Origin of the sequence: Frankia sp. CgMI4, from assembly GCF_001756285.1 — a bacterium.
In the GTDB taxonomy this organism is placed as follows: domain Bacteria; phylum Actinomycetota; class Actinomycetes; order Frankiales; family Frankiaceae; genus Frankia; species Frankia casuarinae.
Window position 1 is genome coordinate 1 of sequence record NZ_MAQZ01000059.1, and the last position, 26212, is coordinate 26212.

Annotated in this window: 18 protein-coding genes; 13 read left to right on the plus strand and 5 right to left on the minus strand. The window is 70.2% G+C overall.

All coding sequences use genetic code 11. The features are described from left to right. Positions 1 to 108 precede the first annotated feature (108 nt). The 4 genes from Manayef4_RS08330 to Manayef4_RS08345 all read right to left on the minus strand — a co-directional run bounded on the left by Manayef4_RS08330 (position 109) and on the right by Manayef4_RS08345 (position 7094). Positions 109 to 1242 carry a hypothetical protein gene (locus Manayef4_RS08330; RefSeq protein ID WP_254665535.1) on the minus strand — a complete coding sequence of 378 codons (1134 nt, stop codon included), beginning with the start codon at positions 1240 to 1242 and terminating at the stop codon, positions 109 to 111. Between the two features lie 16 nt (positions 1243 to 1258). Beyond that, on the minus strand, positions 1259 to 3148 hold the full coding sequence (locus Manayef4_RS08335; protein WP_070131196.1) for a glycosyltransferase 87 family protein: 1890 nt from the start codon (positions 3146 to 3148) through the stop codon (positions 1259 to 1261). 47 nt (positions 3149 to 3195) lie between these two features. Beyond that, positions 3196 to 5319 carry a transglycosylase domain-containing protein gene (locus Manayef4_RS08340; RefSeq protein ID WP_254665526.1) on the minus strand — a complete coding sequence of 708 codons (2124 nt, stop codon included), beginning with the start codon at positions 5317 to 5319 and terminating at the stop codon, positions 3196 to 3198. Between the two features lie 1367 nt (positions 5320 to 6686). Beyond that, on the minus strand, positions 6687 to 7094 hold the full coding sequence (locus Manayef4_RS08345) for a DUF5318 family protein (protein WP_011438881.1): 408 nt from the start codon (positions 7092 to 7094) through the stop codon (positions 6687 to 6689). Positions 7095 to 7476: 382 nt separating this feature from the next. Here Manayef4_RS08345 and Manayef4_RS08350 point away from each other — a divergent pair, with 382 nt between their 5' ends. The 3 genes from Manayef4_RS08350 (at position 7477) to Manayef4_RS08360 (ending at position 11034) form a co-directional block, all read left to right on the plus strand. Next, a complete protein-coding gene (locus Manayef4_RS08350) occupies positions 7477 to 8295 on the plus strand; it encodes a PadR family transcriptional regulator (protein ID WP_070131197.1) in 819 nt (272 codons plus the stop codon). 116 nt (positions 8296 to 8411) lie between these two features. Further along, positions 8412 to 9485: an inositol-3-phosphate synthase gene (locus tag Manayef4_RS08355; protein ID WP_070131198.1), complete on the plus strand. Its 1074-nt coding sequence runs from the start codon at positions 8412 to 8414 to the stop codon at positions 9483 to 9485. A 160-nt stretch (positions 9486 to 9645) separates the two neighbouring features. Next, on the plus strand, positions 9646 to 11034 hold the full coding sequence (locus Manayef4_RS08360; protein ID WP_011438884.1) for an MFS transporter: 1389 nt from the start codon (positions 9646 to 9648) through the stop codon (positions 11032 to 11034). Here Manayef4_RS08360 and Manayef4_RS08365 read toward each other — a convergent pair. Further along, positions 11015 to 12523 carry a CCA tRNA nucleotidyltransferase gene (locus Manayef4_RS08365; protein ID WP_070131199.1) on the minus strand — a complete coding sequence of 503 codons (1509 nt, stop codon included), beginning with the start codon at positions 12521 to 12523 and terminating at the stop codon, positions 11015 to 11017. The genes Manayef4_RS08360 and Manayef4_RS08365 overlap by 20 nt on opposite strands. Before the next feature lie 171 nt (positions 12524 to 12694). Here Manayef4_RS08365 and Manayef4_RS24865 point away from each other — a divergent pair, with 171 nt between their 5' ends. From Manayef4_RS24865 to Manayef4_RS08400, 10 genes are all read left to right on the plus strand, one after another. Continuing rightward, positions 12695 to 12844 carry a hypothetical protein gene (locus Manayef4_RS24865; protein ID WP_023839965.1) on the plus strand — a complete coding sequence of 50 codons (150 nt, stop codon included), beginning with the start codon at positions 12695 to 12697 and terminating at the stop codon, positions 12842 to 12844. Between the two features lie 87 nt (positions 12845 to 12931). Continuing rightward, positions 12932 to 15577, plus strand: a complete 2646-nt coding sequence (locus tag Manayef4_RS08370; RefSeq protein WP_070131224.1) for a DUF6049 family protein — start codon at positions 12932 to 12934, stop codon at positions 15575 to 15577. Between the two features lie 411 nt (positions 15578 to 15988). Further along, on the plus strand, positions 15989 to 16279 hold the full coding sequence (locus Manayef4_RS25860) for a hypothetical protein (RefSeq protein ID WP_254665527.1): 291 nt from the start codon (positions 15989 to 15991) through the stop codon (positions 16277 to 16279). A gap of 335 nt (positions 16280 to 16614) precedes the next feature. Next, a complete protein-coding gene (gene murJ, locus Manayef4_RS08375; RefSeq protein WP_349257433.1) occupies positions 16615 to 18426 on the plus strand; it encodes a murein biosynthesis integral membrane protein MurJ in 1812 nt (603 codons plus the stop codon). Positions 18427 to 18829: 403 nt separating this feature from the next. Beyond that, complete coding sequence (locus Manayef4_RS08380) at positions 18830 to 20887, plus strand: protein kinase family protein (protein ID WP_070131225.1); 2058 nt, start codon at positions 18830 to 18832, stop codon at positions 20885 to 20887. A 101-nt stretch (positions 20888 to 20988) separates the two neighbouring features. Continuing rightward, positions 20989 to 21189, plus strand: coding sequence for a hypothetical protein (locus Manayef4_RS24065; RefSeq protein ID WP_023839961.1), 201 nt, complete (start codon positions 20989 to 20991; stop codon positions 21187 to 21189). An 883-nt stretch (positions 21190 to 22072) separates the two neighbouring features. Then, entirely contained in the window at positions 22073 to 22651 is a 579-nt protein-coding gene (locus Manayef4_RS25865; RefSeq protein ID WP_254665529.1) for a hypothetical protein, read from the plus strand. 217 nt (positions 22652 to 22868) lie between these two features. Continuing rightward, entirely contained in the window at positions 22869 to 23915 is a 1047-nt protein-coding gene (gene trxB / locus Manayef4_RS08390; RefSeq protein ID WP_070131202.1) for a thioredoxin-disulfide reductase, read from the plus strand. 154 nt (positions 23916 to 24069) lie between these two features. Beyond that, on the plus strand, positions 24070 to 24396 hold the full coding sequence (gene trxA / locus Manayef4_RS08395; protein ID WP_070131203.1) for a thioredoxin: 327 nt from the start codon (positions 24070 to 24072) through the stop codon (positions 24394 to 24396). Positions 24397 to 24759: 363 nt separating this feature from the next. Further along, on the plus strand, positions 24760 to 26046 hold the full coding sequence (locus Manayef4_RS08400; RefSeq protein ID WP_070131204.1) for an N-acetylmuramoyl-L-alanine amidase: 1287 nt from the start codon (positions 24760 to 24762) through the stop codon (positions 26044 to 26046). Positions 26047 to 26212 lie beyond the last annotated feature (166 nt).

Genomic DNA, 26212 nt, shown 5'->3' on the forward strand with positions numbered 1-26212 from the left:
CCGACGGCTCCCCCAGGAACCTCGCCGAAGGCGAGGCGACGGAAACCCCGCACGGCCCCCGATGCCAGGGGCCCCCGCATTGCGCCGAAGGCGCCATGCGGGGAAAGGCTAGTCCACCCACTGTCCCTGCGTGAAGGCGACGACCAGGGCTGCCATGATCGGCGTACCGGTACATAGATATACCGACTGTACCCAGCTCTGCCGCGCGGCGGCTCGCGCGAGCATCAGATACAACGGAAAGGCCACTAAAATTCCACGGATTCCCGATGCATAATAATTCGTGCAGGCCATTATCACGGTCATCACGCCGAGGAAGGTCGCCTCACCCCACCGTCTCCYGGCCAGCAGGATGATGGTCAGCAGTACCCCGACGACCACCGCGAGCAGTTCCCCGCGCCAGAACCAGACGAAGGTCGACGCACCGTTGCCATCCGTGGCCGATGCCCAGGTGGCGGTCCAGCCCGACCAGGGCCAGTCGAGGCCTCGGTGCCAGCCGTCCCGCATCGCGTCCGTGTAGGAGCCCCAGCCCCCGGTGCGAATCCTGAGATAGCCCAGGTAGGCGAGGACGGGGATGGGTGGAAGCCCCAGCGACAACGCCGGCCGGGCGAACACCGGGAGGCCGGCGGAGCGYCGGCTCGCGACGTACTGCACGGCCAACGCGACCCCGAAGGGAATACCACTGATCCTGGCGGATGCCGCCCCGGCGCCCAGCAGGCCGGCCAACCACCAGCGGCTGCGACGTGCCGCCAGCCAGGACGCCGTCGCGAACCCCAGGAAGATGCCCTCCGAATAGGCGGCGAACAGGAACACCGCGTAGGGGAAGCAGATGAGGCTGAGGACGGCGAACCGCGCCGCGGACTTGCCGACCTCGTCCGCGGCCAACCGCCACAGCGCGGCGACCGCGACCGCACCGGCGAGGAACGACACGACCAGACCCGCGACAATCCAGTCCGGAACGACAATATGGACGATCCGCATCGCGATCGGGAGGCCGGGAAAGTCGACTTCTGTCCGGTCCGAGTAGGCGGGGGAGAGATAACCGTACCGGGCGACCTTCGTGAACAGGCCGACATCCCACCGGTCCCAGAGCGTGCGCAGGCCGGGAGCGTTTCGCGCCGGCGCCGAGGTAAGGACCCGCGCGGCGGCGAGCGCCAGCAGGGCGACCGCGACCCGGCTCCCGAACCAGATCGGCAGCGTGGCCCGGACCGGCTCCGGCAGCCGGGCCCAGGCCGCTCGGACCATCCCCGGCCCGATCGGATCATGCACCGCCGGACCCGGCCCCGTCGGCGCTGCCGGCGCCCGGGCCTCCGGCCGGCTCGCCGGTGGCCGCCGCCGTAACCCACGCCGGCCGGCCGCCGCGGACATCGGGGGCATGGTCCAGCACCCCGCCCGCAGGGTCGTCAACGGCGTCCGGATCGCCGACGGCAGCGGAGCCGACCGCGACACGCGGATCACCCGGGTACGCCATTCCGCCGGTCCGCACGATGTCGGTATGCGGATGCAGGATCTCCCGGACGACGAATCCGGCCAGGACGAGCAGCACCAGGTCGCGCAGGGCCACCGCGCCGACGAACCATCCCCGGTCGATGCCGTGACGACCCTGCGTGTCGTTGTAGATGAAGTGCATGAATCGGGTGAACAGCACCCACGCCTCGCAGACCTGCCACAGCAGGAACAGCCTCCATCGGGGCCGAGCCAGTGCCGCCAGCGGTAGCAGCCAGATCGTGTACTGGGGTGAGAAGACCTTGTTGGTCAGCAGGAAGGCGACGACGAGCAGGAACAGCACCTGCGGCAGACGGGGCCGGCGCGGTGCGAGCCAGGTGAGTAACCCGATGGCGACCACCGAGACCAGCAGGGCCGCCCCAGTGATGATGTTCAACGTGGAGATGGGCAGGCCGTTGTTCCGCAAGCCCTGCAGGATCATCGGGAGGGCGACGACGATCGTCACCCAGCCGGCCGCGGCCGCCGCGATGACCAGCCGGCGCGCATCGGGCCGATGATGGATCGCGGCCGCGGCCACCGCGACGAGGACGACGGCAGTGAGCGCGGAGACCACCAGGTGCAGTGCTCCGAACCAGGCCGGGTCGTAGCGGCCGGCAAGCCAGGTCGCGCCGAACGCCAGCGAGTCCCAGTCGGCGCCGCGGTCGGAGTTCAGATCGAAGAACCGGGCGATGGCGTTGCKGGCCCCGTCCGGACCACCACCGACCAGCCGGATCCAGTCACCACCTCGCCAGAAGRTCGACCAGATGCTGTCGCCGACGCGGGCGTTCTCCGCGTTGAAGTAGCCGGCGGTCAGCCATAGCGGGACGATGACCACCAGCACCGTCACCGCCGCCGCGCAGACGGTCCGGGCCAGTTCGCGCAGCCTCCCGGCCCGGAGGCAGAGAAAGGCCAACCCTAGCAGGAACAGGGCCGGATAGAGCTTCGTGAGGATGCCGAGTCCGATTAGCATCCCGGCGAGCTTCGGAGCCCGTCTGGACCAGGCAAGCAGGCCGCCCGCCGCGAACGCCACCGCGATGATGTCCCAGTTCGTCAGCAGATGCAGCACGAGGGTCGGCGCCAGCGCGAACAGAGCGGCGTCCCAGATCCGCCTCGATCCGGCCGCCAGCGCGGTGCAGCACACCGCGACCGAGGCCACGATCAGGAACAGCAGGGCGGTGAGGTCGTAGAAGACGGCCGACCGCATGTCCATCGTGTAATGGTCGAAGACGCGCTCGCCGTTCTCCTCCCGGTAGACCGCCCGCGGTCCGTTCGCGAGACCGGCCGGCCAGGCGACGAGCTGCATGGTGGCGCCGATCAACGGCGGATATTCCGTCGGGTAGTCCAGATAGGGGATCTTCCCGTCGACCAGCCCCTCCTGGCTGTACAACGCGACGATGTCGGAGTAGCACAACGCCGTGTACTGGTGCTCATGCGTCYAGTTCCGGGTGTCCCGGCAACTGATCTTCTGGGTGTAGCCGAGGACCCCGRCCACGATGACCATTGCCATCAGCACCCGCAGCGGGGTCAGCCAACCACGCCGGTCGGGCACGGCCGCGTGCTCACCCGGCGGCCCACCGATGAGCTGGCTTGCCCCCGCGACGACCGGGTCCTCCCGGGCCGGGCTGACGCGGACGGGGGACGCCGGGGACATGGCCATGCCCGTCATTCTCGCCCCATGACAGCCCATGACCAGCACTGAACTCGACCTCCCGGTCAGTTGAACGGGTCGGAGAAGATCCCCGTCTGTCGAGCCGGCCGGCCCGCCTGGCCGGCACCCTGCTGCTGACCACCGCCGTTGCCGTTGCCACTGGGGTTCAGGAGATCGCCCAGGTTGACGCCGGTATCGCCGGGCTGGCTCGATGAGGCGCTCGGCGCCGGGGTGGGTGTGGGAGTCGGCTCGGGCTCGTTATCCTGCACGAGGCCACCGAAGGCCGGCGGATCGAACTTCGACGGCGGCACCCCCGTCAGCGCGGCGTCCATGAACGCCTTCCACACCTTGGCCGGGTAGGTACCCCCGTAGACGCCCTTCTCGGCGCCGGGAATGCCCTTCAGCACATCCTGYTCGGTGCCCTTGCCCCGGAACATGTTCACGCAGGACGCGAGTTCCCTGGTGTACCCGCAGAACCAGGCCGACCGGAAGTTGGTCGACGTCCCGGTCTTGCCGGCGGCCTCCCGCCCRCCGTCCAGCCGGGCCCGCTTTCCGGTGCCACTCGAATCCGTCAACACGCTCTGCAGGGCGTACGTGGCGTCGCGGRCCACCGTGGCCGGGATGACCTGCTTCACATCCGGGGTACCCGAATAGATCACCTGCCCGTTGCCGTCGACCACCTTGTCCACGATGTGCGGTGTGGCCCGCACTCCGGCGCCGGCGAGGGTCGCGTAGACCGTGGTCATATCCACCGCGTGCACGTCGTCCTGGCCCAGCGTGATACCCGCTTCGTTGCGAAGCTGGGTACTGGCCGGGATGCCAAGGTCGCGCGCGGTCTTGATGATGTTCGAGACGCCGATGTTCTGCCCCAGCGGTRCGTACACCGTGTTGATGGAGCCCGCCGTCGCCTCGATGAGGTTCTTGTATCCGAGATCGCCCGCCTCACCCTCGTCGTTGCTGACCACGTAATTCCCCGGCAGTGTGATCTTGGCGGGAGCGGCGAAGKTCGACTTGAGGTTGATGTTCTGACGCAACGCGGCGACCAGAGTGATCGTCTTGAAGGTGGAGGCGGACTGCACCTGCGCCCCTGACACGTTGTCGACGTACTGCTCGTGGCCCTGTGCGTCCTTGCCGTAGAGCGACCCGCYGTACCAGGCGAGGATCCTGCCGGTCCCGGGTTCTATCGCGGTGAGCCCGGTACGCAGATCCGGCACGGCGGYGTACGCCGGGCCCAGCACGTCGCTCACCGCCTGGAAGGCCTTGAACTGCCGCCCCTTGTCGATCGTGGTCRTGATGCGCAGTCCACCGCGGTTGATCTGATCCTCGGTGATCTTCCCGACGGTCGTAAGCTCACGTTTGACCTGATCGCGGATGTACGCGATCTGGTCGGACGAGGCGGCGGYGTCCTGCGCCTTCGCGGCCACGGGTGGGGGGCTCTGCTGGGCGAGCCCCGGCGGAGCCCAGCCCTCGGCGACCATCGTCGCGACCACGTCGTGCCAGCGGTTCGCCGCCGGACCCGGGTTCTTGGCCGGGTCGAGGTAGTTGGGTGATCGGATCAGGCCCGCGATGACCGCCCCCTGGGCGGGGGTGAGTTTGGCGGCCGAGGTGTTGAAGTAGGCTTTCGCCGCCGCTTCGATACCGTAGGCGCCCCGGCCGAAGTAGATCGTATTCAGGTAGAACTCCAGGATCTGTCCCTTGGAGTACTTCTGGCCCAGCTTCACCGCGAGCACGATCTCGCGCATCTTGCGGGTGAAGGTCCGCTCCTGCGACAGGTACGCGTTCTTGGCGTACTGCTGGGTGATGGTCGAACCACCCTGCAGCTCCCCGCCGGTGACGTTCACGTAGAGCGCCCGGGCAATGCCCTTGGGAGAGATACCGGGTTCGTGATAGAAGTTCTTGTCCTCGGCCGCGAGCACCGCGTGCTGCATGTCCACGGACACTTCGGCGAGCGGCACGTCGGTGCGGTTCACGGTGCCGATCCGGGCAAGCTCCTCACCGTTGTCCTGGTGCGAGCCGGCCGGCGGTCCGTAGAAGATGATCGACGTCTGGTCCGTCTTCACCTCGGCAGGCAGCGGGACCCGGGTCGCCGCGTAGATGACGCCGATGCCGGCGGCGAACAGGAGAAGACCGGAGAAGAAGCTGGCGAAGACCAGACGGCGCAGCCAGCGCGGGCGCCGTCGCCACCACATCGGGCCGTGTCGCCCCTGGCCCGGCCGGGGGGCCTTCCCGTTGCGGCGCCCGGGTCCTCCCGCCCCGCCCGGGACACCCATCTCCGCCCGGGAGGATCGGCCCGGGCCGGCCCGGCCTGGACCGGGCCGGCCTGGACCGGTCCGGCGGGGCTCGATCCGATCCGCGCCCGGTCGCCCACCCGCCATCCGGCGGGTAGCGGCCGATCCGTCTCCCTCCCGTGCCCGGCTCCGGACGGCCATCAGTTCGGTGGCGCGGGTGAGGTCGCRCCGACCGGCCACCCGCTGAGCGGGCGTCACCTCGGTCATGCGGTCGCGGTCCGACACACCGTTGCGGCGGCCATTCCGGGAGTCCCGCTCCGGCATCACCTTGTGGTAAACGGTGGCGTCCACGGTGCGTTCCCGGACATCGACCCGTCGTAGGGCTTCCTGGTCGACGGTGTCGTACAGGGTGTTGACCTCGCCGRCTGTCCGGTCTGCCGGTTGGTCCGGCCCACGATCGGGGACGCCGCGGTCAGAGGCGGTCCGATCGGAGAACCCACGGCCGGGAACCCGCCGGGTGGGGGTCGCCCGACCGGAGGGCGCGCCGCCGCCTCGGCGACGACCGGTCGCCTCGCCGACGGGCATGCCGGGACGAGCGCTGGACGGTTCACGGCCGGGCGCGTCGGACTTCCCGATGCCACGGTCCGGCACCCACCCCCCGACGGTGGCACCGGCACCCCGACCGGTCCCACCGTCCGGCGGCGTGTTCGTCCTCGCCGCGGCGGAGGGAGCCGCGGGTGGCACGAGAGCGGTGCGTTCCCCTCTCCCGCCGCTGGGCCGGCCCGTCGGCGGCACCAGCCGGCGTCCCTGGGCCTGGCCGGGCCTGGCCTGCTCCGGCCGCCGGGCGCGGTCCGGGGGTACCCGGTCCGGGGGTACCCGGTCCGCGGGTACCCGGGACTGGCCGTCCGGGTTAGGCCATGCTCGGTCAGGTGCAGGACCACCCCGACTAGAGCCCTGATCGTAGGGAGAGCTCACCAACCGCTCCATCCGTCGCCGCGGGACTCCCCGGTATCCGGACCGCCGCAGGAGACGGGCCGGCGCCCCCAACCATCACCGAAGGTCCGATTTCCACAGGATCTACAGAACCGGCCCGTCTCGGCCCGGACCGTGCACGATCCCGGCGACCACCGGTCCACCATCGGACCGGGGCCGACTACGTGATGTTCGCTCACTCGCCGCATTCACCCGGCGAGGCTGTGACGAGGTCAGCCCATGGCGGATGCGACGCCAGGACCTGCCATGAGACCCACATGGCAGACCAGGGTCTCACGCCGAATTCCGCCCCCTCGCGCAGGGCGTCCTTTGCGCCTCTCGGGGACGACCAGCCGTCAGCGGTCCGCGGTCCGCCGCCGGATCTGCTTCTTCGCCCTCGGCTCCCCCGTCCCGATCACATAAGAAGTGACCAGGTGGTTCCAGCCACAGGGCGGACACACCTCCACCACATAGATCCGCAGCTCGCTGTACCTCGACGCGAGCGCGGGGAGCTCCCTGGTGGTGCGAACCCGCCCGGAGCTCTCCCCGAGCTCGTCGCCGTAGGCGTAGGTGACATGGATGAGCGGATCGCCGCCTCGGCAGACCGGGCATCGCTTCGTGGTCCGCTCACCGTGGTACCTGGCCGCCCGCAGCAGATAAGGATGCGCGTCGCAGACATCCAACGACGAGATCCTGCCCGCGAAGAGATCCGCCAGCGTCGCCCGGCGGGCGAGCGCGTAGTCGATGACCGACCGCGGACGCATGCCAGCAACGGTACGCCGGAGCCGGCTTCCAGACAGACGGTCCGCACAGACGGTCCGCACAGCCRCCAAACCGGTCTCCCAGCTCCACATCCCGACTGTGATCCGGATGACAGTGTGAGCCCGCCCGCACCGGGATCTGGCCGCGCGGGACCGATGGTCCGGCAGGGGTCGGGATGCACCGGCAGGGCGCCTATCTGTCATCTCCCGGTCGCCGACTGGTCATTCCTGGTTGCGGTGCTCGTCCCGCGACGTCTATCCTCGATGTATCGCTCCGATATGTCGAGCTGACCGTTCCGCGGGCCGTGGTCCACCACGGCCCGCGGAACGGTCGGCAGGGCATCACGGGGCATCACGGGGCATCACGGTCGAGAAGGGGTGGATCATGCTGGAGCTGGCGGTCCTCGCCCTGCTCTCCGAGAGCCCTATGCACGGCTATGAACTGCGCAAACGGCTCGCGGCGCTCCTCGGCGCGTTCCACCGGTTCAGCTACGGCTCGCTCTATCCCTGTCTGCGTCGTCTCGCGTCCGCCGGCTACGTCACCGCGGACGACGTCGGCGCCGCGAGCCGTCTCGGCGGGCGCAGTCGGGTCGTCTACACCTTGACGGGCGAGGGCAAGGAGAAGCTCGCGGACCTGCTGGGCGAGGGCGGACCGTCGTCCTGGGAAGACGAGATGTTCGGCGTGCGCTTCGCCTTCTTCTCGAAGACGGACGCCGCTGTCCGCCTCCGCATCCTCGAAGGTCGCCGCGGGCGGCTCGAGGAGCGCCGGGAGAAGGTTCGATCGGCCCTGACCCGGACCGTCGAGCGTTTCGACTCCTACACACTCGAGTTGCAGCGCCACGGCCTGGAATCGGTCGAACGTGAGGTCCGCTGGCTGAACGAGCTGATCGAGACCGAACGCGCCGGCACCCCCGTCGGCACCCAGGGACCACAGTTGTCCACAGGATCCACAGGTTYGCCCACAACCCCGTCCACAGGATCCGTGYAGCCGGGGGTACCCGTCGTCGAACCAGCCCGCCCAAGCGGGCCGGGAAGCCCTCCGGCGCAGGCGGACCGCCAGGACGACCCGCGCGCACGGGATAGCGGCACGCCTGCCGACGGCGACGCGCACCTGAACGTGAACGTGAACAGGCGTGGCCGGAGCAGGCGGGCCCCGCGGACAGCCGGCCAGGACCCCGACGGCGAGGTCCCGACCACCCGATGAACGTCATCCCGTAGCGGGTCCCTGTTCCCGACCAGCATGATCGGGAATGCCGCGGCGGAGCTGCGTGCCCCATATGACCCACTTCCACGAAGATCTCAGCTAAGGAGCAGACCATCATGGGCTCGGTACGTGTCGCCATTGTCGGCGTAGGCAACTGCGCTGTCTCGCTGGTCCAGGGGATCGAGTACTACCGCGATGCCGACCCGTCAGCCCGGGTCCCCGGGCTGATGCACGTGCGGCTGGGCGAGTACCACGTCTCGGACCTGACATTCGTCGCCGCGTTCGACGTGGACGCGAAGAAAGTCGGCCGCGACCTCTCCGAGGCCATCGCCGCCAGCGAGAACAACACCATCAAGATCGCGGACGTCCCCCCACTCGGGGTCACCGTCGGCCGCGGCCACACCCTCGACGGCCTCGGCCGCTACTACCGGGAGACCATCGAGGAGTCGGACGAACCGCCGGTTGACGTCGTCGCAACCCTGCGGGAGACCCGTGCCGACGTACTCGTCTGCTACCTGCCGGTCGGCTCCGAGGACGCCGCGAAGYTCTACGCCCAGTGCGCCATCGACGCCGGCGTCGCCTTCATCAACTGCCTGCCGGTGTTCATTGCCGGGGTGCCCGAGTGGGCGGAGAAGTTCCGCGCGGCAGGCGTGCCGATCGTCGGCGACGACATCAAGTCACAGGTCGGCGCGACCATCACCCACCGGGTTCTGGCGAAGCTCTTCGAGGACCGCGGCGTGATCCTGGATCGGACCATGCAGCTCAACGTCGGCGGCAACATGGACTTCAAGAACATGTTGGAACGCGAGCGGCTGGAGTCCAAGAAGATCTCCAAGACGCAGGCCGTGACCTCCCAAGTCTCCCACGACCTCGGCAAGGACAACGTGCACATCGGGCCGTCGGACTACGTCGCCTGGCTGGACGACCGCAAGTGGGCCTATGTCCGCCTCGAGGGACGTGCCTTCGGCGACGTGCCGCTGAACCTCGAGTACAAGCTTGAGGTATGGGACTCCCCCAACAGCGCCGGGGTGGTCATCGACGCGGTGCGCTGCGCCAAGATCGCACTCGACCGGGGCATCGGCGGCCCGGTCCTCTCCGCCTCCTCCTACTTCATGAAGTCCCCGCCGGAGCAGTACCGCGACAACGAGRCCCGGGACCGGGTGGAGGCGTTCATCCGCGACGAGGGCTGATCGAGGGCTGATTCCTCGTCGTCCTCATCTTTCTCGTCGGGTCCTCCTCGTCGGATCGGCCGGCCAGCGGACCCGGTCGGAAACACAAGGTCCGGCCGCCCGGAGGGGGGCGGCCGGACCTTGTGCCCCGAGCCGACCAGTCTGGTCCTAGGCTGACGACGTGGCCCGGGCGGAGAACCTTCGTGAGCTGCTGCACGATCGTGGGTTCCGGATGCTCTACGCGTCCAGGCTCACCTCCCAGGCCGCCGACGGCGTCTTCCAGGCGAGCCTCGTCAGCTATGTGCTGTTCTCTCCCGAACGGGCGACCTCAGCGGCGGCCCTGGCCGCGTCGCTCGCGATCGTTGTGCTGCCGTTCAGCGTCATCGGACCCTTCGCCGGCATCGTGCTCGATCGCGTGTCCCGCCAGCGGGTTCTGGTGGTCTGCTCACTCGTCCGGATGCTGTTGATGGGCATCCTGGTCGCTCTGATCGCCACCGGCCAGACGGGCCTCGACTTCTACGCGGTGGCACTGGCTTCGGTGAGCATGAACCGCTTCGTGCTGGCGGCGCTGTCCGCCGGGCTCCCGGTCGTGGTCGGCCTCGACCGGCTTGTCACGGCGAACGCCTTGTCCGTCACCTCCGGCACCGTCGCGACGCTCGCCGGAGCCGGTGTCGGCAGCGGACTGCGCGGGCTGATCGGCGGCGAGGACGGGGCGGTGGCGTTCGTCGCCGCTCTGGCGGCTCTCACCTACCTTGTAGCCGCCGCCACCGCGGCGCGGGCGGGGCGGAGCGACTTCGGTCCGCTGGAGACGATGGCCTGGCAGGGCGCCTGGGCGCAGACCACCCAGGTCGTCGCCGACATGCTCGACGGCGCCCGCTATCTGGTGAACCACGGGCCGGCCCGGCGGGCGCTCGCCGCCCTCACCACCTCGCGGGCCGCCTACGGCCTGATCCTCGTGATGACGGTGTTGCTGTATCGCAACTACTTCACCGGCTCGGAAGGCGGGCTCGCGGGACTCGCCGCCGTCGTCGCCGCCAGTGGAGCCGGCACGATCAGCGCCGCGCTCGCGACTCCCCGCGTCACGCGGCGCATGCCGAAGTCGAGCTGGATCGCCCTCGTCCTGGTACTCGGCGGGGTCGTCGAGGTCGCGCTCGGGCTACCCTTCTCCTCGACGCTGTTCATCGTCGCGGGAGCGTTGCTCGGGTTTTCCGCACAGGCCAGCAAGATCTGCGTGGACACCATCGTGCAGGAGGAGACCGACGACGCCTACCGCGGTCGCGCCTTCTCGCTCTACGACCTGCTGTTCAATGTCGCCTTCGTGGCGGCCGCGGCGGTGGCCGCCGTGGTCCTGCCGGACGAGGGCCGGTCCGTTCCGGTGGTCCTGGTAGCCGGGGCCGGCTACGCGCTCGCCGGGATCCTGTACTACCGGGCCGCCCACCGCCATCCGGAAGACCGGATCATCCGTCACATCGGCGAGCCCGGATCGGCACGACCGGCTGACCGCCCTGGCCCGGACGGTCAGCCTGGCCCGGACGGTCAGCCCAGGCCCGTCACCCCMGCCGAGGCGTGAGCTCACCGGGGACGGGCGCATCACCGGGGACGGGCACCTCGTGCTCCCGGGCCCACCGGAACAGTTCGGCCTCGGCGGCCTCCCGGCCGACGATCCCGTGCTCGAAGCGGAACTCCAGCATGTGCGACCGGGCCTGGCCCACCAACCGGGACGGTGGCAGCCCCAGCAGCACCATGATGTCGTCCCCGGAAAGCTCCGGCCGGATCGCGGCGATCTCCTCGCGCGCGGCGAGCTCGGCGATCCGCTCCTCGAGCGAGTCGTACGTCCGGGACAACRCCGCGGCCTTGCGCCGGTTGCGGGTCGTACAGTCCGAGCGGACCAGCTTGTGCAGCCGGGAGAGCTGAGGACCCGCGTCGTGCACGTAGCGGCGTACGGCGGCGTCGGTCCACTCGCCCGCCCCGTATCCGTGGAAGCGCAGGTGCAGGTAGACAAGCCGGYAGACCGCGTCAGTCACGTCCTTGGGGAAGTGCAGCGCCGCGAGCCGGCGGCGGGCCATGTCCCGGCCGACGACCTCATGGTGGTGGAAGGACACCCGCCCACCCGTCATGTGCCGGCGGGTCCGCGGCTTKCCGATGTCATGCAGCAGCGCGGCCCAGCGCAGCACCTCGTCCGGCTCCCCCGGCTCCTCCAGGGTCATCGCCTGACGCAGCACCGTCATGGTGTGGGCGTAGACGTCCTTGTGCTGGTGGTGCTCGTCGATCTCCATCCGCATGGCGGACACCTCGGGCAGCACGATGTCGGCGATCCCGACCTCGACCAACCGCTCCAGACCGGCGACCGGGTCGGGAGCCGACATGAGCTTGCGCAGTTCGTCGCGGATCCGCTCGGGGGAGACGACCGCGAGCCGATCGGCCCGCGAGCGCATCGCCGCGACCAGCTCGGGTACCGGGGTGAGGCCCAGGGCCGCCTCGAACCTGGCGGCCCGCAGGATGCGCAGCGGGTCGTCGTCGAACGACGCCTCGGGGCTTGCGGGGGTACGCAGCACGCCGCGGGCGAGATCTGCCATCCCGCCGAACAGGTCGACGAAGTCATGGCCGGGCACGGACACCGCCATCGCATTCACGGTGAAGTCCCGCCGGGACAGGTCCGCCTCCAGGCTGTCGCCGTAGGTCACGGCCGGATTGCGGGACTTCCGGTCGTACGCCTCGCTACGGTAGGTAGTGATCTCGAACCGGACACCGTGCCGAGCGAGCCCGACCGTGCCGAAGGCGATTCCGGCCTCCCAGGTCGCCTCCGCCCATCCTCGGGTGATCTCCAGAACCCGCTCGGGGCGGGCGTCCGTGGCAAAGTCGAGATCGGCCGGTACGGCCCCGGACACAGCGGATGCCGGCCTGCMGAGCAGGGCGTCCCGTACCGAACCACCGACGAGGTGAAGGAGGTAGCCGTTCGCGGTGAAGACGCGGCCAAGCTCATCGGCGGCCGGCGGCACCCTCAACAGCTCACTCACCACCCGTTCGGCCGAGTCTCGCGGATTGTCCAGACTGATCACTGACACACCTTCAGGTTACGGCCTCACCGCCGGTGATCCGGCACGTGGACCCGAAACAATGATCATGATTTCTCGGCGTCCAACCRGGGAGGGCCTAGCGGAACCAAGCCGTAACCCCGGCGTTCCRGACAGGCGGGCCGGCTGGTCGCCGGGGGCTCGTACGATCAACCCATGCCGCCGCCGACCTCCACCACCGGTCGCGCGCCGTTGCGCCGGGCGGCGGAGTGGGTGCTGTTGACCCAGGTGACCGGCAGCCTCGCGTACGCCGATGAACGCCGCCTGATCCACGAGGTGCCCACCCTGCTGACTACGACCGCATGACCACACGACCGCATGACCACACGACCGCATCGACAGACTTCGGATGAGTGAGACAGGCTGTTCGGATGAGCGGGACAGGCTGTGACGATGCGTGAGAAGGGACCCGGGCGGCGCCGTCGTGGACCTCGTTGGGCGGCGATGCTCGCGGCGCTGGCCCTGTTCGCCGTGGCCGTGCCCGGGGTCTGCGCGGCCTCGGCTTCGGCTTCGGCCCCCGCGTCGGCCGGGGGAGTCCTCGTCGAACCGGTTACCCACCACGGTTCATCTACAAGAACACCACGATCTTCCGCATCTTCATCCACCGATAAATCGAATAATTTGCCATCTATCACTCCGGATAACACGGCAGCCAGGCCCGGTGGTTCGCCGAACCCGGTGACGATTGATCTGGATGAGGTAAGTCCCCCCACCCCGGGGGGCTCGACCATGCTCTCCGTCAGCGGCCAGCTCATCACCACGGTCGGGGAGCCGCTGGCCCACCTCTCCATGAGCCTGTGGATAGGCGCCAGGGTGACCTCACGCGGGCAGCTGGCCACCCTGACCGATGACCCGGCCACGGCGAGAACACGCAGCTACCGCCAGGTGGTCCTCGCGAACGGCGACGGCACCCAGCCGCTGGCCGCCCCGCCCACCCAGGGTGCCGCGCCCGTGCCCTTCCGGATCGCCACCGATCGCGCCGCGCTGGACCTGCCGCCGAGCCTGGGGGTGTACCCGATCCAGCTACGGATTACCGGCTCCGTCGGGGGCCGCGCCGTGGCACCGATCGGCGCGGCCTACACCTTCCTGGTCTGGGCGCCGAATCCGCAGCAGCCGAGGACGCCGATCGCAGCGGTCCTGCCGATCGCAGATCAGCCGCGCCTGCGCTCGGACGGCAGGCTGACCGACAACGCGCTCGCGGACGAGGTGAAGCCGGGCGGCCGGCTGTCCCGGCTGCTGACCGCCGCCGCGCCGCCGGTCRCGCTCGCCGTCGATCCGACCCTGGTGCAGGCGCTGACCATCATGGCGCAGCCGGGCGGCTACGACTACGCCACCCCGGGCGGGCCCGTTCATGCGCAGGCGAACGCCGATGCGGCCCTTTTTCTCTCCGACATCGTGCGCTTCGCCGAGCACGGAGGCATGGTGTTCGCGCTGCCCTACGGGGATGCCGATCTGACCGCGCTCGTCCACGCCCGGAAGCTGGACACGATGAAGTACGCCGTCAAGACTGGCGAAGTTGTGCTGGCCCAACTGTTGGGGCGTGCCCCTCTACAGAAGGGCACCATCGCATACCCTGCCGACGGGTCGGCGGACGCCACCACCGTGGACGTACTGCGCCAGCTGGAGGTCGGGACCGTGATCCTCGATGACCAGCTGCTACCCCCCGCGACGAAGATCACCTATACTCCGTCAGCGACCGTCAGCCTCGCCACCTCGGCCGGACCGATCCAGGCGCTCGCGGCCGACCGCCGRCTCACCAGGATCGCAACCGCCTACACCGGGCTGCCCGACGGTCCCGACTTCGGGACGGCCCTGGCACGCCTGCGGGCCGAGCTCGGCATGATCACCGCCGAACGACCCGAGCAACGGTTCCAGGTCCTGGCGCTGCCCCGGGACTGGGATCCGCCGAGCGACTGGGCACGGTCGGTACTCGACACCCTCACCAGCGGCTACTCCATCTCGGTGGGACTCGACGCAGGTGCCGGGGGCCAGGGCCGGCCGGCCGACCGGCCGGGCCGGCTCGTCTACCCGGCCGAGGCACAGGCCCGCGAACTGCCGGCCAACTACCTCACCGCCGTCGAGGACGTCCTCGACGAGGTGCAGGCCCTGAGCCCCGTGCTGTGCCCACCCAGGCGCGGTCCCAGGTGCCAGCTGCAGCTCATCAACCCGATGAAGAACGCGCTTGTCACGGCGGCCTCCGCCGCGTGGCGGGGAGACCRCAGGGTTGACGGTGTGTCGTTGAGCCAGCAGGTGGACGGGGAGGCGTCCGYGATCCGCAACGGAATCCAGGTGGTGGCCTCCCGCAGCGTCAACCTGACGAGCAAACGTGGGCTGGTCCCGATCACCTTGGAGAACAACACCCAATACGAGGTCACTGTGGTGCTCGCCTTCTCTTCGACCAACCGGTCCCGGCTGCGCTCGCCAGCCCGGCAGACACTCCGCCTTCCCCCAGGGCAGAAGGCTCAGGTCGAGATCGGGATGGAGGCCGAAGGCGCGGGAACGTTTCCCCTCGAGATCCGCAAACTCAACCTCGACGGGCAGGCGCTGTCCAAGGAACCACCGAACCGGGTTCTCGTCCGATCCACCGTCTACGGCGCCATCGCGACCGCGATCACCATCGGTGCCATCGGCGTGCTGCTCCTGGCGGTCATCATCCGCCTGGCGCGACGGCTACGGGCCCGCCTGCGTGGGGCCGAGGACGACCTGGGTAGACCGGCGGGTCCGCACGAGGCTATGACCGGGCCGACTGCCCCGCTCTACCCGGTGAACCAGGTGAACCAGGTCGATCCGGTCGCCCCCGCCGGTCCGCTCACCCCCGCCGGTCCGCTCACCCCCGCCGCCTCGGTCTCGACCCGGCATAGTGGCGACGACGAGCGCGAAGCCGCCACCTCGACTACGACGACGCCGGTGGTACGGACGGYCGTCCGGCGCTATGACGACCAGGACCGAGACACCCTTCGCCACGGCCTCGACAGCCAGGAGGACACCGGCGACTCGGCGRCCACAGCTCCCTTCCGACGGCGACGGAGCGGCCCATGACGCCGGTCGAGGAGGAGGGCCGGCCTGGGGCCCGGCATCGCAGGGGTGCTACCGACCCCCGGCGTGATCGCGGTACCGGCGGTGGACCGTCGGACCGGGACCCACCCGATGTCGGGTACTGCGACGAGGACGGCTACCCGGCGGCCGAACGCCCGGCCCGGTTCCCCCCGGACCAGTCGTATCCCGGTTATCCCTGGCAGACCCGTCCGGAGCAGCCAGATCCGGACCGGGGACTYGCGCGCCGGCCCCGGCACTCCGAACGGGACCATCCGGAACGGGACCATCCTGTCGACCCGGACGGACGCCGTGGCGCGCCACGGTTCGACGCGCCACGGTTCGACGCGCCACGGTTCGACGCGCCACGCCATGAAGACCGGCGGCAGGGCGACCCACGGTACGACGGCGCGCGCTATGACGGCCCGCGCCACCCGGACCCGCGCCATGACGGCCCGCGCCACCCGGACCCGCGCCACCCGGACCCGCGCCATGACGGCGCGCGCTATGACGGCCCGCGCCACCCGGACCCGCGCCATGACGGCCCGCGCCACCCGGACCCGCGCCACCCGGACCCGCGCCATGACGGCGCGCGCTATGACGGCCCGCGCCACCCGGACCCGCGCCATGACGATCCCGCGAGCTCCCGCGACGAGCGGTATCCGCGATCCGCAGACCGCCTCCCCGCTCCCGGCGCTCCGCGCATGACCGCCGGCGAGCAGACCCGGAAGCTTCCCGCCACGTCGGGCCCACCACCGCCGCCTCCCCATGTGCCGCCTCCGTCGGAAGGAGGTCCCCCGCCGGGGCCACGCATACCGGAACGATCGCAACGCGGCACCCCGCCGCTGGACGACGGGCGGACGAGCCGGCTGCCGACCCCGCCCGGGGTCGGCCCTGTCATCCCCATCGGACGATCCTCATGGCGGGACACCCCAGACCGCCCAGAGCCTGCGGCGCGTCCGGAGCGACGCACCCGAGCCGACCGTTCCCGTCGGGACGGCGACGAGCGCCGTCGGCCGTCCTTGAGCGAGCCCAGGCCGACGGTGGCACTTCCTCGCAGCAACGTCCGCCGCATCCCCCCCGAACCGGCCCGACGAGACACCGGCACGGCGCCGCACGGCAGCACAACGGCGCGGCGCGACAGCACAACGGCGCGGCGCGACAGCACAACGGCGCGGCGCGGCAGCGCAACCATGCAGGCCGGCAGCCCGGCCGAGGCCGGGCCCGGCCTCGGCCGGGCCAGTGGAACCATGGCGATCGGCACGATCGTCTCCCGGGCATCCGGGTTCCTGCGGACCGTCGCGATCGCCGCGGCGATCGGGACCGGTGCGGTGAGCCAGGCCTACAACGTCGCCAACACCACGCCGAACATCCTCTACGACCTGCTCCTCGGCGGCGTCCTCACGAGCGTCGTGGTGCCGGTCATGGTCCGCACCGCGAAGGAGGATCCCGACGGGGGGGACGCGTTCGCGTCGTCGCTGCTCACACTCATGATCCTCGGCCTCGGGGCCGTCGTGGCAGTGGGCATGCTGATCGCCCCGTGGATCATCAGTCTCTACCTGCACGCCGGCTCCGACGAGCGGGCGCTCGCCGCCACGATGCTGCGGTGGTTCCTGCCGCAGATCGTCTTCTACGGGGTAGGCGCGACGATCGGGGCGATCCTCAACGTCAGACAGTCGTTCACCGCGCCCATGTTCGCCCCGATCCTGAACAACCTGCTGGTCATCGTCACCTGTCTGGGCTTCACCTATTTCATCGCGGGGCCGCGCCCGCCGGGTGTGGACGGGCCGAAGGCCATCACCGACACTCAGGTGACGGTGCTCTGCGCCGGGACGACGCTGGGCGTCGTCGTCATGACCCTCGCACTGCTCCCCTCGCTGCGCAAGGTCGGTTTCCACTACCGGCCGCGGTTGGACATGCGGCATCCCGAACTGCGCTCGACGGCCCGGCTGGCGGGGTGGACGCTGCTGTTCGTCGTGATCAGCCAGGCCGGCTATCTGGTGATCGTCAACCTGTCGACGGCGACGACCGCCTACACGATCTACACGTACGGATACCAGATCTTCCAGCTCCCGTACGCCATCATCGGCGTCTCGGTCATCACCGCGCTGTTGCCGAGGATGAGCGGGCACGCCGCCCAGGGGCGCAGCGACCTGGTGCGGGCCGACATCTCGATGGCAACCCGGATCACGATCACCGCGATCGTGCCCGCCGCCCTGTTCATCCTCGCCCTGGGCCGGCCGATCGCCGTCGCCGTGTTCCATCACGGCGCGACCGGCTACGGCGACGCTGTGGACATCGGCGACACCCTCRGCGCCTTCGCCCTGGCCCTCGTGCCGTTCTCTCTGTTCCAGGTGCAGCTACGGGTGTTCTACGCCTACCAGGACAGTCGCACCCCGGCCCTGGTCAACATCGGGGTCGTGGCGGTGAACGTCATCGGTGCCCTGGTCCTCACCGTGGTCRTGCCCGAGGAGCACCGGGCCGTCGCGCTGGCGCTCTCCTTCGCCACCRCCTACCTGATGGGCCTCGCTGCGACGAGCGCCCTGTTGCACCGGCGGCTCGGGGGAATCGATGGCAATCGCACCGTGCGGGTCATCACCCGGGTTGCGATCTCGGCCGGGATCGGCGCCGTCCTCGCGTCGCTTCTCGCCCGAGGTGTCCGCGCGGTCGTGGGTGAGGGGTGGCTTGGTTCCGGGATCGCGGTGGTGCTCGCCGCGGCCGTGGGAGGCGGGCTCTTCCTCGCGGTCGGCACCCGGACGGGGATACACGAGATCAACGCCCTGCTGGCGGAGGTGAACGGACGACTCGGYGGCCGGCTGCCCCGACCGCCGGGACGGTCATCGCAACGCGACTGACMGGCGGTGATGGCACCTACGGGCCAGCCGAGACGATCCCGCCGGCACCAGGAAGATCCTCGTCGTCGTTGCTCTCGGGGCATCCTCGCACGTCACCGGAAGAATCGGCTCGCCGATCGTCACAGTCGGTACACATGGGCGGGTTGTCCCAAGACATTCGCGAGATCCTCCTGACCTCCTCGTACACTGGACACGCTGTGCGCGGGCCCCACCCAACGTCGCCGGTGAACCAGGCGCAGCCTCCCGCTCGTCGCTTCGTTCATCGAGGCGGCTGGTCAGAGCGACGGAGGGTACCCGGGTGTCCGCCTACGGTGGCGGCACGCTGGGCGGAACCCCTGCCCGGGTGAGGTAGGGAAGCCGACGGCGGATTATGGACGCCGGGCCCGTGGACGACGGAGGCGCTGTGGTCGACGGAAGCAACCGACCGCAGGCCGGGGACGTCGATAACGACGTGAACCCGAACGCGCCCGGAGTCCGGGGTGCGACGCCGCCCTCCGGCACCGCCATCCTCGCCGAGTCCGTGCTCGACCGCCGCTACCGTCTACTCTCCGCATTGACGACCCGTGGGCCCGTCACCCTCTGGCGAGGCGACGACAAGGTGCTYGCCCGACCGGTGGCGGTGCGCATCGTCGAGCACGGCCCCGCGTCCGCGGGCGGCGGCGGGCCGGTCACGGATCCGGCGCAGGAGCAGGCGGCCCGTCGGCTTCTCACCGCGGCGATCAACTCCGGTCGGCTGGTGCATCCCGGGGCCGCCTCGACCTACGACGCCACCACTACCACGGCCGAGTCCCGACGCATCTCCTACGTCGTCTCGGAATGGGTGGACGGCAAAACGCTGCGTCAGCTTTCCACCGACGGGCCGCTACGCCCGGAGCAGGCCGGCGCCGTGGTGCTCGCAGCRGCCCGAGTCATCGCCGCGGCACACGAGCGCGGCATCCATCACGGTGACCTGAACCCCGGTGACGTCATCGTCTCCAGCCACGGCACCGTCAAGGTCATCGACCTGGAGATCGGCGGGGTGCTCGCGGAACTCGACGGTTCCCTCCCCGCGACGGAGCTCGACGGGCACGGCAGGCAGCCCGACCAGAGTGGGATCGGCGGGGACGACGGTTCCGGCCCAGGCACGGCCGACCGCGCGGGCGGCGGCTCCGACGCCACGGCGGTGAATCCCGACCTGATCGCCGCGGCCGACGTCCGGGCGCTCGGTGGCCTGCTGTATGCCGGGCTCACCGGTTACTGGCCCCTTGGCGGGGACCACGGTCTGCCCACCGCACCCACCTCGGGCGGCCGGCTGCGGACTCCCCGACAGATCGCCTCGTCAGTTCCGCGTGATCTCGACGCCATCACCATGGCCACCCTCGGCGACGACCGGGTCGGAGCGCCCATCACCACGGCGGCCGACCTGGTCGAGGAGCTGGAGTCGATCAACCCGGTGGACGCCGTGCTCGACACCGGGTTGATGAGCCTAAGCGACGCCCCGCCCAGCACCGAGGCGATGGATGTGGACGCCTTCGCCTCCTCGGACTACCTCGCGCCGGGGAATTACCCGGCGCAGGGCCGCTATGCCGACACGGCCGGCTACCCCGGCCCCGCCCAGGCCCGGGACGCCCGGTACGCCCGGTACGACACCCGGGTGGAAGGCCCCCGCGGGTCGCGCGCTGGCGGGACCGGCTACGGCCGCGGCGGATACGACGACCGCGGCGGATACGACGACCGCGGCGGATACGACGACCGCGGCGGATACGACGACCGCGGCGGATACGACGACCGCGGCTATCCCGCCGGGGGTGGCGGTTACCCGGCGGGATCCGACCGCTACCCGCCTGGTTCCGGCCCGAAGCGCCGCGGCGGGCCGTCGCTGGGACGGGCCGTGCCGTGGATCGCTCTGGTGGTGGTCGTCGCGATCGCGGTGGTCGCCGTGATCGCCCTGCGTGACGACGGCGGAAAGAACAACACCCCCAAACCCGGCACCTCGACCACGGTGCCGGCAACCCCCACCGGAACCATCCTCAAGCCGAGCAGCACGGACTCCTTCGACCCGCTCGCACCTGCGGGTGAACCCAAAACCGAGAAACCGGCGGATGTCGGCAAGGCATTCGACGGGAACACGTCGACGGAGTGGACGACGAGCAACTACACCAGCGCGACGTTCGGCAACCTCAAGTCGGGTGTCGGGCTGCGCATGGCGTTTCCGCAGAAGATCCTGCCCACCTCGGTCACCGTGACGGTCGGCAGCCTGGGTCCGGTGTCGTTCGAGCTGCGCAGCGGCGACAGGCTGTCGGATTCGCTCGACGGCTTCGACCGCGTGGTCGCCCAGAAGTCAGGCGCCAGCGGCACGGTGGTCCTGCCGATGTCGTCGGACGTGAACCCCTCGCAGTACTGGGTGCTGTGGCTGACCTCGCTGCCGTCGAACGCCGGGCAGTACCGCGGGTCGATCGCGGAGATCACGTTCCGGTCCTGACGGGAGGACAGTAGGAGTCGCGGTCCACCCGCCGAGGTCCTGGTGACCGCCCCCGACGCCGAGCTGGACCGCGCCGCCGTACCGCCCGCCCGACGCTGCCCATGACGACTACCCCGAAAGGCCATATTCGTGATCCGGCCGATCCCGGCGAGTGCGTCGCCGAGCATGACCCGCCCCTGGGCGTCGAGGAGGCGCTTGACTGGCTGACGCCCGGGTTGCGGACCGCCGTGGCGCTGGTGGACGTGGCAGGGGACCCGTCGCCGAGGCGGCGGGGCTGCCGGGAGTTCCGGTCGGGACGGTGAAAAGCCGGCGCTCGCGCGGCCGCGCGCAGCTCGCCGTCCTGCTGGATCCCCCCGGCCAGGGAACCCGGCGGCTTCGCCCACCGTCTCAGAAGGAAGACACCAGGATGCGGCGGGCTCACCGGGGCGGCAGCCCGTTACCCGAGGTCGGCCCGTCGGCCGCGGCCCCGCGGGCGCGGCCGACGCCATCCGGATCTGCCGAAGGAGGTGATCAGCAATGGCGACTGAGCCTGCGGGGGACCGACGTCAACCGGCGGCTCCCTCCGGTCCCTTCCCGGCGGGTCGCCGCTTGCGCACGCACGGGCATCACCCGGACGCCGAGCTGCTGGACGCCTTCACGGACGGAGAGCCGCTCCCCCGCTCCGTCCGCGAGCATATCGAGGGCTRCGTCTCATGCCAGGAGTCGATGGTCGCCCTGCGCAGGGTCCGTACGGACCTCTCCCGCCTGGCGACCCTGACGATGCCCGGCGAGGTGGCCGAACGCCTCCAGGCTGCGCTGGCGGCCCACGCACCTGCTCCCTCTCGGCCGGGACCGGGCCGGAACCCGGCCGCGCCGACCGGTCCGGGGCCCGCGAGCTCCGGCTTCGTCGGCACCGCGGGAGCCGCCGGGGTCACCGGCACGGAACCCCTCATGGGGGATACCGAGGCCGTCCACACCGATACGGGGGATGACACGGGGCGTGCCGGTGCCGTAGGCGCTGGCACCGGTGGGCGGGCGGCGAGTGGCAACGGGCCAAGGCGACCCGGCCGAGGTCAGGCGGGGGCTGGGCTCACAGACCGTCAGCCGGCCTGGCACCGGGATCCGCGGAGCCGTCCGGGTACTCCAGGTACGCCGGGTACTCCAGGTACGCCGGGTGCGCGCCSCCGACGGGACTGGGTGYCCATCGTGGCGGTCTRCATCGCCTTCATCACCTTCGGAGCGGCGATCTTCGTGTACCACGGTCTGCGGAGCGCCAACGTCGATCACAGGGTGGCGGCGTCCAACCCCGTGGACAGCTCCGGCCCGGCCGGCGGCTCGGTGGTGGCCGAATACGGCTCCGCCAGCTCCGTTCCCCTTACCGTGATGACGCTCTCGCAGACGAGCGTCGCTCCCTCGGACGTCGTGCGGCACGGCCGGGAACTGCTGGCCGGCCGGATCCCAGGGTCCGCGGCGCTGCCGCTCGTGCCGTCCGCGCCCGCGGCGGCCGGCCGCACGACGACCCCTGCGACGGTGGACGTCGACCGGTTGCGCTCGGTGCTGGACACCCCTGACCTGCGTCCGTGCTACCAGAGCCTGACGGCGCAGACGGGTGGCACAATCCTCGCTGTCGACCGCGTCGTCTACAACGACCAGCCGGCGCTGTTGATCGTGCTCTCCGTGCCCATGCAACCGGCGGTGGCCAGGGTGCTGGTCGTCGACGCCCACTGCGGCGTCACCACCGTCTCCACCGCGCCGTGGTACAGCGTGTCCACGCTGCGGCATTGAGGTGGTGGTTGACGCATCRCGGGGCCGGGAGCCCAGCCGTGGCGCGCACCGGTGGCGGGCGCGGATGGAATCAGATGCCCGCGGAGACGGTTGTCGCTGTCGGACACCGTCTCCATGGACGGACCGATGAACGAGGAACTCGGATGAAGCCGGGGCGACAGGTACCGGCGAGGGCCCACCCGGCTCACAGGGATCCCGTAGCGTGAAAGGAGCGGGTGTGACAGCCCAGGAGGACGGCCAGGATGTCACCGGCCGCAGCAGCCAGCCCGACGGCGATGACGACATACGCGATGTCGTCATCGTCGGTTCGGGCCCGGCAGGGTACACGGCCGCTGTCTACACCGCCCGGGCCAACCTACGGCCACTCGTGTTCGAGGGCGCGGTATCGGCCGGCGGAGCGCTCATGAACACCACCGAGGTGGAGAACTTTCCTGGGTTTCCGGACGGCATCCAGGGTCCGGAGCTGATGGAGAACCTGCGACGGCAGGCGGAGCGGTTCGGAGCCGAGCTGGTGGCCGACGACGTGACCGAGCTCGACCTCGCGGCGAACCCAAAGGTCGTCAAGATCGAGGACAGGACCTACCTCGCCMGCACGATCATCGTCGCCACCGGTTCGGCCTACCGCATGCTCGGCGTCGAGCACGAGGAGCGGTTGCTCGGCCGCGGGGTCTCCGCCTGTGCGACCTGCGACGGCTTCTTCTTCCGGGATCAGGACATCGCGGTGGTTGGCGGGGGCGACTCGGCGATGGAGGAGGCGACCTTCCTGACCCGCTTCGCCCGCTCGGTGACGGTGATCCACCGGCGGGACAAACTCCGGGCCAGCGCGATCATGCAGGAGCGGGCCTTCGCCAACGAGAAGATCCGGTTCCGGTGGAACGCCGAGGTCACCGAGCTCCTGGGCGCGGACAAGCTCACCGGCGTCCGGCTGCGCGACACCGTCACCGGTGAAGCGAAGGATCTTCCGGTCACCGGACTGTTCGTCGCYATCGGTCACCTTCCGCGTACCGAACTCGTCCGTGGTCAGCTCGACCTCGACGACGCCGGCTACATCTCGGTCGCGCACCCGACCACGAAGACGAACCTGGACGGGGTCTTCGCCTGTGGCGACGTGGTCGACCACACCTACCGCCAGGCCATCACCGCAGCCGGCACGGGCTGCGCCGCCGCGCTCGACGCGGAGCGCTTCATCGCCGCCGGGGAGGGTCCGGGCGAGGTGACCACCGTGGCTCCCCGGGTCGTGACCCCGACGCCGCAACCCGCCTGATCCGGGCATCTGTCCGGGCGGYCGATCAGGCGGCGCCGGAGCAGGCCCGCCCGACCCGGCTGTCCGAAGGCCGTTCGGGCGCCGTCCGCGGGCCACCACCGGCCTGTTGATCGCCTACCCGTCCACCAAAAGATCATCCATCAGGGAGAACAACATGGCAGGTTCCACCACCCCCGTGACCGACAGCACCTTCGTGACCGAGGTGCTGGAGAGCGACAAGCCGGTCCTGGTGGACTTCTGGGCCGAGTGGTGYGGCCCTTGCAAGATGGTCGCACCCGTCTTGGAGGAGATCGCCAAGGAGCATGGCGAGAAGCTCCGGGTCGTCAAGCTGAACATCGACRAGAACCCGGAGACCGCCCGGAACTACCAGATCATGTCGATCCCGACCATGGCTGTGTTCGTCAAGGGCGTGATCGACAAGAGCATCGTCGGCGCGAAGCCGAAGGCCGCCCTGCTGCGTGACCTCTCGGTCTACATCTGATCTCGTCACGCGGTCGTTCCACCGTCGGCCCGCCGGGTGTGATCCCGGCGGGCCGACGTCGTTCCCGGACCGGTCCGCGCCGGTTCGCCCACGACAACCGGATACCACGTGCGGACCGGGAACTTTCTCCCGCCGTCACGAGCATCGGGGGAGTATCACGGCGGCCCGGTCACGCACGGTCAATACTGGAGGATTCGGTTCGCGGCCGGTCGAGACCGCACGGGCATGCCCTAGGCTTGAGATTCAGCAATCGGCCGTCGGCGCATCATTCGTCGACGCGGTGGCCCCGACCATCGGGTTTCGCCAGGGGCACCGGGTTTCGCCAGGGGCACATTGGGCAGGCGAGCTGAAAGGTATGCATCGGTGAAGCTGCTGCGTCTGGGAGACCAAGGTTCCGCCGTTGCCGAGGTTCGGGCGGCMCTGACCTATCTTGGTTTTCTTCCCGTGACGCCCCGGCAGAGCCGGGATCCGGCCGGCCCAGGTAAGGGTGACCCAGGTAAGAGCGCTCCGGATAAGAGCGCCCCGGATAGAGGTGTTACCTCCGCCGCGGAACCGTCCCAGGGCACGCGGGTCCCGGCTGTCGACGGTACTCTCRGCGGTGTTCCGGCCGAGCCGGCCGAGCCGGCCGATCGGTTCGACCGAGATCTCGACAACGCGCTGCGCGCCTTTCAGCAGAGCCGGGGGCTGTCCGCCGACGGGATACTCGGTCCGGACACGGCGCGTGCCTTGGAGGAGGCACGCCACAAGCTCGGCGACCGTCTGCTCTACCACAGCCCCGCGTACCCTTTTGTCGGCGATGACGTGGCGGCGCTCCAGGAACGCCTGTTCAACATGGGTTTCGACGTCGGCCGCACGGATGGGATCTTCGGGCCACGCACCGAGTCCGCGGTCCGCGACTTCCAGCGCAACCGGGGTCTCGATCCGGACGGCCAATGCGGGCCACACACCCTGCGCGAGCTCAAACGCCTGCAGCGCACGGTCACTGGTGGCCGGCCCGACATGCTGCGGGAGTCCGTCCGGCTGTTGGYCCACGGCTCCTCGCTGCTCGGAGTCGTCGTCGCCATCGATCCCGGCCACGGTGGCGACGATCCGGGCATCGTCCGCGGCAACCTGTGCGAACGGGATCTCATGGCCGACCTCGCCGCTCGGATGTCCACGCGGCTACTCGACTCGGGCCTGCGGGCGCACCTCATCCACGGCCTGGACGAGTCCCCCAGCGAGGAGGAGCGGGCCGCGCGGGCGAACGAGCTCGAAGCGGATCTCCTGATCTCGCTGCACGCCGACAGYAGTCCATCCCCGCGCGCCCAGGGGGTGTCGGCCTACTACTACGGCAACGCGCGCGGGTCGTCCGCCGTGGGTGAGCGCTTCGCCCAGCTCGTCCACCGTGAGATCGTCTCCCGGACCRACATGCTGGACTGCCGCACCCATCCGAAGGTCTGGAGCCTGCTTCGGCGGACCCGGATGCCGGCCGTACGGCTCGACCTCGGATATCYGACAAACGAACATGACGCCAAGGCCCTTGGCTCCACCGCATTCCGGGCAACCGTCGCCGAGGCGGTGCTCGCCGCAGCCCAACGACTCTTTCTCCCACCCGAGCAGGACGCGCCGACGGGCCAGCTTCACGTCCCCCGCCTCGCCAGCCGCACCTGACCGGCCACCAAGGCGTTCCATCGACAAGGCTGACGTTTCACGTGAAACGAGGCCGGTGCGTCGATGGGGAAGATTCATGCTCGGCAGCCTAGGCTGATTCCGTGACAGCCTCCGCATCCGTCGACGTTGACCTCGGCGGCCGGAGGCCCGGTAGCCGACCCATGGA

Excerpts from the sequence above, each read along its gene's own strand:
- Manayef4_RS25860 (WP_254665527.1), top strand. The coding sequence starts at position 15,989 with ATGACGGCCCGCGCCACCCGGACCCGCGCCATGACGGCCCGCGCCACC.
- Manayef4_RS08345 (WP_011438881.1), bottom strand. The coding sequence starts at position 7,094 with ATGCGTCCGCGGTCGGTCATCGACTACGCGCTCGCCCGCCGGGCGACG.
- Manayef4_RS24065 (WP_023839961.1), top strand. The coding sequence starts at position 20,989 with ATGACGACTACCCCGAAAGGCCATATTCGTGATCCGGCCGATCCCGGC.
- Manayef4_RS24865 (WP_023839965.1), top strand. The coding sequence starts at position 12,695 with ATGCCGCCGCCGACCTCCACCACCGGTCGCGCGCCGTTGCGCCGGGCG.